The organism is Caballeronia sp. DA-9 (assembly GCF_051615025.1).
GTDB classification, from domain to species: Bacteria; Pseudomonadota; Gammaproteobacteria; order Burkholderiales; family Burkholderiaceae; genus Caballeronia; species Caballeronia sordidicola.
The window spans coordinates 1,179,620-1,193,977 of the sequence record NZ_CP195133.1 but is presented as its reverse complement, the minus strand read 5'-3'; the positions used below and the strand labels follow the sequence as shown (position 1 = coordinate 1,193,977).

10 protein-coding genes are annotated in these 14,358 nt (G+C 61.0%); 6 read left to right on the top strand and 4 right to left on the bottom strand.

The features are described from left to right. Nucleotides 1-37 precede the first annotated feature (37 nt). The gene (locus tag ACRWA7_RS21550) at nt 38-2,530 is read left to right on the top strand and encodes an FUSC family protein (RefSeq protein ID WP_438395956.1); all 2,493 of its coding nucleotides are present in this window, start codon (nt 38-40) and stop codon (nt 2,528-2,530) included. A gap of 16 nt (nt 2,531-2,546) precedes the next feature. Here ACRWA7_RS21550 and ACRWA7_RS21545 read toward each other — a convergent pair whose 3' ends face one another. Together ACRWA7_RS21545 and ACRWA7_RS21540 are read right to left on the bottom strand one after the other, a co-directional pair. After that, nucleotides 2,547-2,750, bottom strand: a complete 204-nt coding sequence (locus ACRWA7_RS21545) for a hypothetical protein (protein ID WP_438395954.1) — start codon at nt 2,748-2,750, stop codon at nt 2,547-2,549. 121 nt (nt 2,751-2,871) lie between these two features. After that, nucleotides 2,872-3,348: an Lrp/AsnC family transcriptional regulator gene (locus ACRWA7_RS21540; RefSeq protein WP_060816949.1), complete on the bottom strand. Its 477-nt coding sequence runs from the start codon at nt 3,346-3,348 to the stop codon at nt 2,872-2,874. Between the two features lie 146 nt (nt 3,349-3,494). Between ACRWA7_RS21540 and ACRWA7_RS21535 the strand changes: the two genes are divergently transcribed. Further along, the gene (locus ACRWA7_RS21535) at nt 3,495-4,040 is read left to right on the top strand and encodes a cysteine dioxygenase (RefSeq protein WP_438395952.1); all 546 of its coding nucleotides are present in this window, start codon (nt 3,495-3,497) and stop codon (nt 4,038-4,040) included. A 15-nt stretch (nt 4,041-4,055) separates the two neighbouring features. Here the strand turns inward: ACRWA7_RS21535 and ACRWA7_RS21530 are convergent, their stop codons facing one another. Next, entirely contained in the window at nt 4,056-6,641 is a 2,586-nt protein-coding gene (locus tag ACRWA7_RS21530) for a mechanosensitive ion channel family protein (protein WP_438395951.1), read from the bottom strand. A gap of 122 nt (nt 6,642-6,763) precedes the next feature. Then, a complete protein-coding gene (locus ACRWA7_RS21525; protein WP_438395950.1) occupies nt 6,764-7,222 on the bottom strand; it encodes a hypothetical protein in 459 nt (152 codons plus the stop codon). Between the two features lie 309 nt (nt 7,223-7,531). Between ACRWA7_RS21525 and ACRWA7_RS21520 the strand changes: the two genes are divergently transcribed. The 4 genes from ACRWA7_RS21520 (at nt 7,532) to ACRWA7_RS21505 (ending at nt 14,357) form a co-directional block, all read left to right on the top strand. Next, nucleotides 7,532-7,837 (top strand): hypothetical protein, encoded by a 306-nt coding sequence (locus ACRWA7_RS21520; RefSeq protein WP_060816951.1) that lies wholly within the window; start codon nt 7,532-7,534, stop codon nt 7,835-7,837. A gap of 599 nt (nt 7,838-8,436) precedes the next feature. Next, on the top strand, nt 8,437-9,267 hold the full coding sequence (locus ACRWA7_RS21515) for an IclR family transcriptional regulator (protein WP_060816952.1): 831 nt from the start codon (nt 8,437-8,439) through the stop codon (nt 9,265-9,267). A gap of 564 nt (nt 9,268-9,831) precedes the next feature. Then, on the top strand, nt 9,832-11,193 hold the full coding sequence (locus tag ACRWA7_RS21510) for an MdtA/MuxA family multidrug efflux RND transporter periplasmic adaptor subunit (protein WP_438395948.1): 1,362 nt from the start codon (nt 9,832-9,834) through the stop codon (nt 11,191-11,193). A gap of 44 nt (nt 11,194-11,237) precedes the next feature. Then, nucleotides 11,238-14,357, top strand: a complete 3,120-nt coding sequence (locus ACRWA7_RS21505; protein ID WP_438395947.1) for an MdtB/MuxB family multidrug efflux RND transporter permease subunit — start codon at nt 11,238-11,240, stop codon at nt 14,355-14,357. Nucleotide 14,358 lies beyond the last annotated feature (1 nt).

Below are 14,358 nucleotides of genomic sequence, written 5' to 3'. Positions count from 1 at the left end.
ACCACTGAAACGGCCCGGGCAGCAAAATAGGAAGTCGATGCGTTACTCGCTAGAAATCAGAAAATTTATTTATAGCCAGTATTTTTTCGGCGGCTTGCGTATCGCGCTGGGCGTCTCGCTGCCGGCCGTCATCATGCTGACCGTTTTTCACAATCGAGAACTCGGTTTCACGATTGCGACCGGCGCATTGGGCGCGTGCGTGGTCGACATGCCGGGTCCGCTGAAGTACAAGCACAACGAGATGCTGGCGTGCACGGTGATCGGATTTTTATCGGCGCTTGCCACGGGCATCGCGAGTGCGAACGTGGTGACGCTCTGGCTGACCGTCGTGCCGCTCACGTTTGTGTTGTCGCTGATCGTGGTGTACGGAAACCGCTGGCCGCAAATCAGCTTCGCCACGCTCTTCATGATGATCGTGACGCTGGAAGATCATTTCACGCCGATGCAGGCGCTCATCAATGCTTCGTGGATTCTGGTCGGCGGCCTCTGGTACACGTACTGGGCCACGCTTGTCAGTCGCTGGCTGGTCTATCGGATCGAGCGGCAGGCGCTCGCCGAAAGCGTCTTCAGTTGCGCCGAGTATCTGCTCGCGCGTGCGGACTTCTACGATCTCGACGCCAACATTGACGAGTGTTATAGAAAGCTGATCGAAAAGCAGATTCTCGCGGTCGAACGCCAGGACGCAGCGCGCGACATCGTGCTGCGTAACCTGCCGAAACTGCGCAGCGGCAAGCTCGATCCGCGCCGCGCAATGCTCTTCAACCTGTTCATCAACGTGGTGGATCTGCACGAAATGTTCGTGGGCGCACACACCGATTATCCGCTGGTGCGCAACACGTTCGGCGGCGCGGACATCCTGATCTTCTACCGCGACCTCATGCGCAAGTCCGCGCTCGATCTCGAAGACATTGGTCTTGCTGTGCTTCAGAACCGTCCGGCGCGCCCGAAAATCAACGTGAAGGCGGAATTGCGCGCAATCGAATATGAGCTTGACCAGATGCGCAAGCATGAGGTGCCGCAGAAAAATCCCGAGGCGTACTCAGCGGTGTCGTCGGCATTCAGACGGCTCTGGAGCGCAACTCGCCTCATCGACAAGATGCGGCGTCATACACGGCACGATCCCGGCATCACGGAAACCGAGATCCGGGTCGATCCCAAACTGTCACGCTTCGTGTCGAGCCGGCGCGTGCCGTTCATGCAGATTTTCTCGAACCTGACCATGTCGTCGCCGAGCTTTCGCCATGCGCTGCGTGTGACGATTGCTGTTGGCATCGGCTTCTGGATCGGGCGGCTGCTGCCGCTGACCAACGCGTACTGGATCGTGATGACCACCGTCATCATTCTCAAGCCGGGTTATTCGCTGACCAAACAGCGCAATGCCCAGCGGATCGTCGGCACGGCCATTGGATGCACGGCCTGCGTCGGGCTGATTTTCGCGGTGAAGGACCCACATGTGCTGCTCGTGGCCATGTTCGCGTGCATGGTGATGAGCTATAGCCTGCTGCTCTTCAACTACACAGCAAGCGTTGTGTTCACGTCGGCCTATGTGCTGCTGATGCTGCATTTGCTCGCACCGGGCGGGATGCGCCTGATCGGTGAACGTGCAATCGATACCGCCGTGGGCTGCGCCATTGCCATTGCCGCGAGCCACCTGTTCCCGTACTGGGAATACCGGCTGATGGGCAAGCAGGTGCACGACATGATCGGCGCAATGCGCAACTACCTCGAAGCAAGCTGGTGGTGGACCGGGAAGCCTGCGGCGCAAGCGGAACTAAAGAGCGCGGCGAATGGAGCGAATGCACCTCTTTTCGCCGATGCCAATGCGGCCACTGCCGAAGCAAGCACTACGGCGCTGGCAAAGGCAGCGGTGCCGGCTTTGGCATTGACCGAACAGGATGGCAGTGCGTCAATCACCGCGCCCGCGAACGAGGCGGGTGCCACTGCAACGGCCACCTCCAAAACCAAACCGGTTAGCGGCGAAAGCACCGCAGCGACTGCTCAATCGGGTGCGTCGGCGGCGGCCGCCGAGGCTGCGTCCGCTCTCGACAGCGATTTCCGCTACCGGCTTGCACGCAAGAACGTGCACATCGCGTTCGCGAATCTTGGACAGGCGTTTCAACGCATGATGCTCGAACCGAAAGCGCAGCAGAAATTTGTTCCCGAGCTAAACGACCTGCTCGTGCGCAGCCATGTGCTTGCGTCCCAGATCACGGCCGCGGGGCCGCTGCTGCAATCCGTGGGGAAATCCGCGGCGGGCCACGCCGCGCAACCGGTTCAACGGGCACTGACCGTGATTCGCGACAATCTGACGCAGGCGCAAGAAGGCGTACCCGCGCCCGAGGATCAAGCGGAGCAATCGAAGCAACTGACGGTCGAACTGGATTCAATGGTAGTTGGCGCGGAACGGGCAGAAGATATTCCGTTCGACGCCGTGCAGGACCTGAAGCTGCTTGCTCACCAGTGCAAGCAAATGCTCACGGCGTCGTTTCTGATTCGCAAGAACGCGAGCCTCATCAATTTGCCCGAATGACCCGCGGACAACGCATTTATTGCGAAGCGCCCGTGGCGGGCACGACGGGCACTGTTGTACTGGACGCCGGCGTTGCGTTCTCGTGCTCGTAGTCGCGTTTTTCACGGATCGCGTTGAAAAACAGCGTCCCGATCACGAGCAGCACTACGACCACAATAAGAATGCTGATCGCGAATGTGGGATTCCTGCGCTTCGGGCCGTGGCGGCGGTCATCGGTCATGAAAATCGAGGCTCTGGTGGTTTGGACGAAGCGCACGATCTTACCCGAGGCTGATTTCAGATGGATTGCGGCGCCCGCGCCATAAATCTCATAAAACCGGGCCCACAGTGCCGGCGCCCAGTCAATTACCGGTAAGTCCAAGCGGCGGCCTGACGGGCAGCGCGGTGGAATATTTGATCTGTTCCATCGCGAAACTCGAACTCACGTCATACAGCGGAATGGCTCGAATCAGAGACTTGTATACGCGGTCATAGTCGTCGATATCCGACACCACCACGCGCATCAGGTAGTCCGTTTCCCCGCTCATCCTATACACCTCGACCACCTCGGGAATATCCCGCACGGCGCGCGTGAATTCCTCTGCCCAGGTCTGCGTATGCTGGTTGGTTTTCACCGCGACGAACACCGTGGTTCCCACGCCCAGCTTGCGCGGATCGCACAAGGCGACCTGCGCGCGTATCACGCCTGCCTCCTTCAGCCGCTGAACGCGTTTCCAGCATGGCGTCTGCGAGAGATTCACCCGCGTCGCCAATTCCGCGATGGGCATGGTGACATCCTCTTGCAGCAGTTCCAGCAACTTGCGATCGATAAGGTCCATGCCCAGAGCCGCCCTTGTAGGAAATTATTCTACTTTTGCCCAACTTCACGAAATTATATGGAAACTTTTTTCACGAGCAAACCGGTATAAATAAGCTTCCGACGAATGCAGATTTACTGCCCCTTATCCCGACCGGATCTCGCGCCATGCCTCTTATTCCCGACATCGTCAACATGGAATCGCCGCTCACGCAGTTGTCTCATGCGCTCGACGCCGCGTGCCACCTCGATCCAGCTTCACCGCACTTCATGCGTCACGTTCGCGCGGCACTCACGAAGTTATCCGCGGAGCCGGGGCTCTTATCGGCCGCGCAACGTCAAAGCAGCGTCGACGGCTACACGCGGCATCTGCTGTTCGCCGATCCGCTTGGCCGCTACGCCGTCGCCGCCCTCGTGTGGCGCGCCGGGCAGATGAGTCCGGTACATGGCCATCACACCTGGTGTGCCTACACGGTGGTCGAAGGAACATTGACCGAAACGCTGTTCTCATGGGACGCCGACGCACACCGCGCCGTCGAAACCCGCCAGCACGAGCGGGCTTGCGGAGCCGTTTCAGTAGTGGGAGCCGGACGCGGTGCGATTCATCGCTTGGGGAACGCATCGGCGGGTCGGACCGCCGTCTCCATTCATGTCTATGGCGTAACGGGCGCGCAAATCGCAACGCACGTGAACGACCTCTTGCAAGCTGCCTGAGAAGCTGCCTGAGCGCTACGCTTTCCCCGGCGCCGACGCAGTCGGAATCTGCGGCGGAACCTGCACGGACTGATCCGTTGCCGGCGGCGCGGGCTGAGGCTCGTGCGAAATATCACGGGCCTCCGAGACGGCGCTGCGAACGGCTGGGGAGACTGGCGGCATCGGCGCGAAATCCTTCACCTCGTCCAGTTCCTCCCACGGCGCGTCCTTGCCCGACGATTCCTTCGATACCCGCAACTGCATCTGCGGCACCGGGACATCCATCCCGATCTCGTCCATCTTCCGTTTGACCCTGACATTGAACGCCCGTGCGACGCTCCATTGCTTCAGCGGCAGTGTCTTGATCTGCCCCTTCACGACCATCCAGTTGGGATCGAAACGATCGAGTCCCCACACTTCGATTGGGCCGAGCATCTCGCGTCTGTAGCGAAAATCTGCTTTCAGCTCCGCGCCCACTTCGCGGATCATCTGCGTCACCTGGTCCACATCAGCCGAGAAAGGCACCCGCACTTCGAACACGGCATAGGCGAAATCACGCGACAGGTTCTTGACGATCTTGATCTGCGAAAACGGAATGGCGTGAATGGCGCCCTGCCCGTCACGCAGGCGCACCGTCCGGATGGTCAGCGTCTCCACCACGCCGGCATGGCCGCCATCGACTTCAATGGAATCCCCCACGGAAATGGTGTCTTCGATGATGATGAAAAGCCCCGTAATCAGGTCGGCGACCAGCGACTGTGCGCCAAACCCCACGGCCAGGCCGATCACGCCCGCGCCCGCAAGCAAGGGCGTCACGTTCAATCCGAGATTTGCGGCCGTCACAATGGCGGCGGTAGTCAGCAGCGCGACAAACACCACGTTACGTATCAGCGGCAGCATGGTGCGCGCGCGCATGCTTGGCCCTCGCCCCTTGCCGCGCGGCGCGTTGGGATTGAGCGCCTCCTGAATCCCGGTATCGATGATGATCCATACCAGCCACGAAACGAAAATGGTCAGCAGGATGGCGCTGACGGCGTGCGTGATGCCGCGCGCGGCAACACTTTCCTCGGCGAGATTCGCGAGCGAAAATCCCCAGAGATGCGACCACAACTCGAGAAACGCCAGCCAGATAAACAGCACCAGCAGTCGGCCGAAGTACCTGACGAGCCGCCGCACATAGGCGGATTGCCGGCGCGTCTTGCGTTCAGGCAGCTTAGTGACGTGCAATACGATTGCGCTGAGAAACAAGCCGATCACGAGCAGCCCGGCGCTCGCAATATCGAGTTGCAGCACGTTTTCAGATGTACCGATGCCCGCCAGCGTCCCGACCACGGACACAGCGACAAGCAGTAACATGGGCAGATGCCATAGCGACCCGAACACCTCGAACGTTTCGGTCGCGGCCTTGTGGCGGCTGCGCTGCTCGTAGGAACGGCTGCGGATCAGATGAGCGACGGGCCGCTGGAACGCCAGCGCGAAGTAACCAACCAGAATAGCGGCGCACATGTTAGATACCGTCGAAATCAGCGCGGATAGATTCGTGCCGAGCTGCTGCGCGACGTCGTAGTTGGCGGCGGCGTCCCCGAGCGCACCGAGCGTGCCAATCACAAACAACAACCGGCGCGCATGGACAATCAGCACATTGACCGCCACCCGGCGATGGGCCGAGCCAAACAGCGAAAACATGATCAGGCAGATCGACGAGAAAATCGCGCCCGCGACAATCGCGTAAGCCGCGACCATCGCGAGCGTGCGGCCGAGCGAAACCGGCATCATCCGCACGAAAGTGAGCGCCGCGACGAACGCGAACAAATACGGCCCGACCCGGCGCAACGTGAAAATCAACAACTCCCGGGTGCTGGGATTGGGATGCAGCCCGAAATGAAAGTTGTAGCGGGCGTGGATGCGCCGCTGAAGGTACACGAGCAGGAAGGCGCACGCGCCCCAGCCAGCCAGCGTCAGAAAATAGTTGAGCAAAGTCCGGCCAAACGGCTCGCGGCTTTGACCCGAGACGATCGTGAACAATTCGTTGCCGGCGGCATTCAAACGGCCGCCCCAGTAGTTGAGCGGCGTGTGGCCGCGGCTGATATCCGCTTCGATGTTCGACAAACCCGACGCGATCGCACCGAGCAGCCCCGTTTTGGGCGTGATGGCCGCCACCACGGAGGACGCAGCCGTACTGGAACTCGCCGCCGATGACTCCACCGCCGCGCTCGCGTCTGCGGCGCTTGCCGCTGTTGTGGACCCATCGGCGGTCGTGGCCGCGACCGGCGGCAGCGTACCCGACTCGGCATCGCGCTTCGCGTCGCGGAGTTTCTTCAACTGAGCAACGAGCGCGGTGCGCTGGCGGTCGCTATCGAGTGCGGAAATCACCGTGTCGAGCGAGCGCGTCAGATCCGCATTGGTCGCGGGAGTCGCGGGCGTGTCGGACGCCCCGGACGTGAATGCGGGAACGGCCGCCGCGTCGGACGCCGCCTTAGGCGTGATCAATTCCTGAAAAGATGGCAATGCAAGCGCCGGCGGCGCCGCATAGGCATCGAGCGTAAAACCTGTGAGGGCTGCAAAAACCGCTGCAGCAAAGACCAGCGCGCCAGCGAGCGCCCGGATTCGGCTTGGCTTCATGGCGGTATGGAATGTGTAAAAGACCGCCAGTTTAGCCGCTGCGCCGGAATTATCTTTAGACGAAACGGTCAGGCGCGTAACGAAATGTTGCGATGACAACCGTTGCAAGCCGAAGCTCGCCGTCACTTGTCCATGTCGGCGCGTGCGTTTCCCGGATCGGATGAAGCGGCCGGCGCGCTGGACACTCCGCTCGCCGCGCCCTGGGACCCGGGCGTCCCGCTTGCCGACCACGCCTGGAGCCTGCGCCCCGCCGATTGCAAACCCGCGCCGGTATCGCTGGCGGCATTGGCGATCGCCGCGTTTGTCGCGCTTGCCGCGCCGTCCAGGTTGGCTCGCGCCGTGGCCGCCACGCCGCTCGCCGACAGATCCGGCAATGTGCCCGCCGACTGGATATTCTGCTGAGCCGATTGCTTGACCGAGTCGACGTGCTGTCCGACAAAGTTGGCTGCCTGATCGAATTTCTGGCCGGCCTGGCTCGCGGCGTTATTCCATCCGCCCATGGCCTGGCCTGCCACCGCGTCGTGTTTTTCGCATGCGGCAAGAAACCCGATCACGACAATCGCGCTTGCCAGCCGGTTCATTCGTTTAATTCGTTTGGTCTGCATTGCGGTCATTTCTCATCTTCCTTCAGGGACGTGCGTTTTGCAGCGCGTCCAGTTTCCATTCTTCACCGGTCCAGAAATCCAGCCGCCTACGCCGTACAAATAATAACCGCCGCTGCTCGCCGCTTCCTCTCCACGACCTGCCGTTAGCCGTTTGGCCAGGTTTTCAGACGTCCCGTCGCTCGCAATCTTAACAATTCGACCCGATTTCAGACGCTTCTGATTCATTTCATGTGCGGCTCTTTCTATAGTGCGGACCACTCTTGATTTCCATTGCGAAGTGTCGTCATGATCCTCATGAACTTGCTGGTCGCCCTGATCGCCGGACTGATTCTTTTTGAACCGTTTACCCGTGCGCCTGTCTCCCGTTCTGTGCGCTTTACGGGGCATCGCAACCGCGCGAAACGCGCCTTTTTCCAGGCCGGGGCGGCCTTGTTCGCGGCGCTGATCATCGCGACCAGCGAGCCGTCGCCGGAGCATGTGTCGCCAGTCCTGGTCCTGAGCAGTTCTGCATTGCTCGCAATAGCGGGGCTTTATTGGGCTTGGCGCGGAACGCGCTTGCTCAAACCAGGCAAGATGTTCTCGGCGCATTGATAAGTCGCGCAGCGCAGATCGCGCAGTACTCCGTATTTTGAAAGGCCGCATGGGTTAGAGATCAACCCTCACCGGATGATTTCGGGACAACAGTCGACGCTCAGAAGTTCACCGGAAAATACTAAACAATCGTCGACACCGTTAGACCGAAAAAATAGGATGACGTACTGAATTTCCGATCTGCGAGTAGCTGGATCGAACGTTGTAGTCCGGCTACAGCGCTGCGAGCATATGACACGGATAAAAAAAAGGCGCTACGTTGCCGTAGCGCCTTAAAAGTTCTAGCCATTCCGAGGGCCGTGCTAGAACCTGAGAGCTGATGATCGATTGCCTTGGGGAGCCGCAAAAATACGTATTCAACCAGTGCTTTCGAAATCGGGTTCCATTTTTTACGTTATGCGAAACCGAGTCAAGCGAAATTTCAGGGGATGAGCGACTATCCAACGGTACGGTACACAGGTTTAATGACAAAAACGGGTCCAGCGGACGCATCTTCCGGCGGCTGGTTGATACGATTCGACGAGAGGGCGCTCGCCGTCGGTCAGCATCATGGATTGGCGACGTGTGACCCTCCAACGAAACCAAGTTCCGAAAAATAAATGCACACAACTGAGAGCCGGCCGCCGAGCCGGGAAAAAGAAAAAGGGCGTGACGGAGAAGAAGTCGTCGCGTTATCGCGAGGGCTGGATGTTCTGAGGCGCATTGCGGCCGCCGACGCGCCGGTCAGCAACCGCGAACTCGCGGAATGGACGGGCATCCCCAAACCAACCGTCTCGCGCCTGACGGCCACCTTGGTAAGCGCCAATCTATTATTTCAATTACCTGACAGCGAGCGATTCGTCCTCACCGCCTCCGTCCTTGAATTGAGCAACGGCTTTCTGCGCAACTTCGACATCAGGGCACGCGCGCGGCCGTTCCTCATCAAGCTGGCCGACAGGACGACCTTGAGCGTGCATCTGGCGGTGCGCGACCGCCTGGACATGGTCGTTATCGATACGATCCGGCCGCGCTCGGCAGTGCTCGTGTCCCGTCTCGAAGTGGGCGCGCGCATGGATCTGGGGCGTACAGCGGTCGGCCGCGCATATCTGGCTGCGCTTGCGGAGCCCGACCGGGACAATCTGGTCGAAAGCCTGCGCACAGCGTCTGGCGACGATTGGCCAAGCATCGACAGCGGTCTGAAGCCGGGTTTGGAAGACGCGCTGCGCCGCGGCTTCGCCATTTCGACGGGCGAATGGCATCACGGGCTGAACGCGGTCGCAGCCGGCTTTGTGGGGCCGTCCGGGCAACGCTACGCCGTGAACTGCGGCGGCGCGGAATATCAGGCGCCGCGTGACGCATTGCTCGAGACCGTTGCGCCCGCGCTGCTCGAATGTGTCGCGAGCATCACGAACGAGATCGGTGGCACGCCGACCGCACGCCTGAGCGAATAGCGCGTGTTTCCGGGCAGCGGCGCTGCATTAATCTATCGATGCAGCGTCGTCCATTCGTTTTCCCGCCGGTTGAAAGTCCAGCCCAAGCTTTCGATTTCATTTCACCGAGCGCCCCAATGCGCGCATAAAGTTAGCAAAACCGATCACCCGCGATCGTCTCTATATGCGTCGACAAGGCCGCAGCACGCGCCTGACAGGAGTACGGACCGCCTCAGCACAGCCCGAAACGTCGCGCGACACCCTCCTCACAGTACGAGCAAGTTCATGTAACGCTCGTAATCAATCGAAAGAAAGATAGCTGGACTGCAAGGAAGCGCGGGACGTAGCATCATGCTTCGCGCGCCGGGCCACCGCTCAAAAGTTATCATTCAACGCTTTGCGCGACCGCTTCGGGGCGCCATGACGCCATTATCGGAACTGATGCGTCGCGGCCTTGTGCACCGGCATCAAGGCAAAACGATTCCAGGCACGCTTTAAACAGTCATCACAAGCCGAGGCAGGCCGTGCGCCAGCGCATCATCAAGACAGCTTCCAAGCCCACCGACTCACCGAGCCACTGAAACGATGGACGAACAAAAAAACCACCCAGCGCCACCGCCTCACACTGAACCGCGTTCGCCCACCTCCCAGGCTTCCACTCCCCATCCGACCGCATCCCGTCCTCGCCGCCGCAAGCTGCTGTGGATCGTCGTGCTGGTGCTGATCGTGATTGGCTTGCTGGTGTGGCATCCGTGGAACCGGGGCAGCGCCGACAACACGCAGCAAGCGCGGCAGGCAGGCGGCGGCCGGCGCGGCGGTGGCCAGGGCGTGGGCGCTCAGCCGCAACCCGTCCACGTTGCGACAGTCACGCAGGGCGAGATGCCGGTAGTGATCAACTCGCTTGGAACGGTTACGCCGCTGGCATCGGTGATAGTCAAGACGCAAATCAACGGCACGCTGCAAGAAGTCGCGTTCCGTGAAGGCCAGATGGTCAGGAAAGGCGACTTGCTCGCACAAGTCGACCCGCGTCCCTATGAAATATCGTTGCGTAACGCGCAGGGCACGCTTGCGAAGGACCAGGCGTTGCTGCAAACCGCGCGCCTCGATTTAAAGCGTTACAAGATGTTGCTTTCGCAAGACTCCATCGCAAGCCAGCAAGTGGACACGCAAGCTTCGCTCGTGCAGCAACTCGAAGGGACCGTGAAGTCGGATCAGGCGAACGTGGACACGTTCAAGCTCGATCTCACTTATGCACGCATCACGGCGCCGGTGTCGGGCCGCGTCGGCTTGCGCCAGGTCGATCCGGGCAACTACGTGACCACAGGCGACACGAACGGCGTGGTCGTCATTACGCAGCTCCAGCCCATCAGCGTCATCTTCACCACGTCCGAGGACAACCTGACCGCCATCCTGAAGCCCTTGCACGCGGGCTCGAAGATGTCGGTGACGGCGTATGACCGGGCCAATACAACCTCGCTGGAAAGCGGCTATCTCGAGACAGTCGATAACCAGATCGACACCACCACCGGCACCGTCAAGCTGCGCGCGAGCTTCGACAACAAGGAGTCGCTGCTGTTTCCGAACCAGTTCGTGAATACCAAACTGCTGGTCGATGTCATCAAGGACGCGACCATCGTTCCAACGCCTGCGGTACTCAACGGCTCGTCGGGCGCGTTTGTGTACGTGGTCAAGCCGGACAATACGGTGACGGTGCGCAATGTGAAGATCGGTCCTGTCGATGGTGAACGCACCAGCATCAAGACGGGGCTGCAGGTGGGCGAACGCGTGGTGATCGACGGGTCGGATCGCCTGAAGGAAGGCGCGAAGATCACCATTCCGGCCGATGCGCCGAAGGGCGCATCCGGTGCAGCGGCGGCGTCAGCGGCCTCCGGCGCGCGTGGCGCGTCCGGCACGCATCGCGGCCGTCACCGCTCGCAACCGCAATAACGCTTGAAGCACTCATTGACGCACATTAACCGCACCGATACCGCATGAATCCATCGCGTCCCTTTATTCTGCGTCCGGTCGGCACCGCGCTGCTCATGGCGGCAATCATGCTGGTCGGCCTCGTCGCGCTGCGCTTCCTGCCGCTATCCGCGCTGCCGGCGGTCGACTATCCGACCATCCAGGTGCAGACGTTCTACCCGGGCGCATCGCCGGACGTGATGACCACGGCGGTCACCGCGCCGCTCGAAAAGCAGTTCGGGCAGATGGCGAGCCTGAACCAGATGTCGTCGCAGAGTTCCGCGGGCGCCTCGGTCATCACGCTGCAATTCAGTCTCGATCTGCCGCTCGATATCGCCGAGCAGGAAGTGCAGGCCGCGATCAACGCAGCGGGCAATCTGCTGCCATCCGACCTTCCCGCGCCGCCGATCTACGCGAAGGTGAACCCGGCCGACGCCCCCATCATCACGCTTGCCATCAGCTCGAAGACCTTGCCGCTCACGCAAGTCCAGGATCTCGCCGATACTCGTCTTGCCCAGAAGATTTCCCAGGTCGCGGGCGTGGGTCTCGTGTCGGTCAGCGGCGGCAACCGGCCGGCCGTGCGGATTCAGGCCAACACGCGCGCGCTGGCCTCGTACGGGCTGAACATCGACGACTTGCGCACGACCATTTCTAACTTGAACGTCAATACGCCGAAGGGCAATTTCGACGGCCCGTCGCGCGCCTACACGATCAACGCGAACGACCAGCTTACCGACGCCAGCGCCTACCAGAGCGCGGTTGTCGCGTACAGGAACGGCCGGCCCGTGATGCTGACGGACGTGGCGACCGTGGTCTCGGGCCCGGAAAACACCAAGCTCGGCGCGTGGGTGGACAGCACGCCGGCCATTATCCTGAACGTGCAGCGCCAGCCGGGCGCGAACGTGATCGCGGTGGTCGACAGCATCAAGAAGATCCTGCCGCAACTGCAATCGGCGCTGCCGGCCGCGCTCGACGTGCGCATTGTCACCGACCGGACCACGACCATTCGCGCGTCCGTGCGCGACGTGCAGTTCGAACTGGCGCTCTCCGTGGTGCTGGTCGTGCTCGTGATCTACCTGTTCCTTGCGAACATCTGGGCCACGCTGATTCCGAGCTTGTCCGTGCCGGTGTCGCTGATCGGCACGCTCGCCGTCATGTATCTGTGCGGTTTTTCGCTCGATAACCTCTCGCTGATGGCGTTGACCATTGCAACCGGTTTCGTGGTCGATGACGCCATCGTGATGATCGAAAATATCGCGCGATACGTGGAAGAAGGCGAAGCGCCGCTGGAAGCCGCGCTAAAGGGCTCGAGGCAGATCGGCTTCACCATCATTTCGCTGACGGTCTCGCTGATTGCAGTGCTGATTCCGCTGTTGTTCATGGGCGACGTGGTGGGCCGCCTGTTCCACGAGTTTGCGATCACGCTGGCCGTGACCATCGTGATTTCCGCGATCGTCTCGCTCACGCTCGTGCCCATGCTGTGCGCGAAACTGCTGCGCCATACGCCGCCTACCGAGACTCACCGGTTCTCCGCGCGCGCGCATCAATTCATTGATTACGTGATCGGGCGTTATGCCGTCGCGCTGACGTGGGTGCTCGACCGGCAGCGCTCCACGCTGGTGGTCGCGTTGCTCACGCTGATATTCACCGCACTCCTTTACATCTGGATTCCGAAAGGATTTTTCCCGATCCAGGACACGGGCGTGATTCAGGCGATCACGCAAGCGCCCCAAGCTGCTTCCTATCAGGCGGTGGCCCAGCAACAGCAGGCGCTCGCTGCACAGATCCTGAAGAATCCCGACGTTGAAAGCCTGACGTCCTTCATTGGCGTGGATGGAACGAACATCACGCTGAACAGCGGCCGGATGCTGATCAACCTGAAACCGCGCGACGACCGCAGCAGCACGTCGAGCGACGTGATCCGCAACCTGCAGCAAGACGTGGCGAATATTCCCGGCATCCGGCTTTACATGCAGCCGGTGCAGGATCTGACCATCGATTCCACGGTCAGCCCGACGCAATATCAGTTCATGCTCACCGATCCCAATTCGGCCGAGTTCGCCGAATGGGTGCCGAAGCTGACAGCGCGTTTGCAGCAGTCGCCCGAACTCGCCGATGTCGCCACCGATCTGCAGCAGAACGGGCAGTCGGTGTACGTGGAAATCGACCGCTCGACGGCGGCCCGTTTCGGCATCACCCCGGCCACGGTCGACAACGCGCTTTACGATGCATTCGGCCAGCGCATCATCTCGACCATCTTCACGCAATCGAACCAGTATCGCGTGATCCTGGAGAACGAACCAACCGACGCGCACTACAACGAAATCCTGAGCGGCATTTACCTGCCGTCATCGACTGCGTCGAACGGGCAGGTGCCGCTCTCGGCCATCGCGACGTTCCATGAACGCGCCGCGCCGCTGCTCGTCACCCATCTCGGCCAGTTCCCGGCAACCACGGTGTCCTTCAACCTCGCGCCCGGCGCGTCGCTCGGCGCGGCCGTGAAAGCCATCGATCAGGCGAAGCAGGACATTGGCTTGCCGGCGTCGTTCCAGATCCGCTTCCAGGGCGCCGCGCTCGCGTTCCAGGCGTCGCTCTCGAACGAACTGTTCCTGATCCTCGCTGCAATCGTCACCATGTATATCGTGCTTGGCGTGCTGTACGAGAGCTTCATCCATCCGATCACGATTCTCTCCACGCTGCCCTCCGCCGGCGTCGGCGCGCTGCTTTCGCTGATGATCACCGGGCACGATCTCGACATCATCGGGATCATCGGCATTGTGTTGCTGATCGGGATTGTGAAAAAGAACGCCATCATGATGATCGACTTCGCGCTGGAGGCCGAGCGCGAGCAGGGCAAGACGCCACGCGACGCCATCTATCAGGCGTGTCTGCTGCGCTTTCGGCCTATCCTGATGACGACCATGGCGGCGCTCCTCGGCGCGTTGCCGCTGATGCTCGGCTGGGGCGCGGGCTCCGAGCTCAGGCGACCGCTCGGCGTGGCCATTGTCGGCGGGTTGATCGTCTCGCAGATGCTCACGCTTTTCACTACGCCAGTGATCTATCTCGGCTTCGATTCGCTCGGCCGCCGCGTGCGTGCGCGCTTCAACCGGAACGCGCCGCCCCGTCCGGTCGCCGACGTGGAGTAAG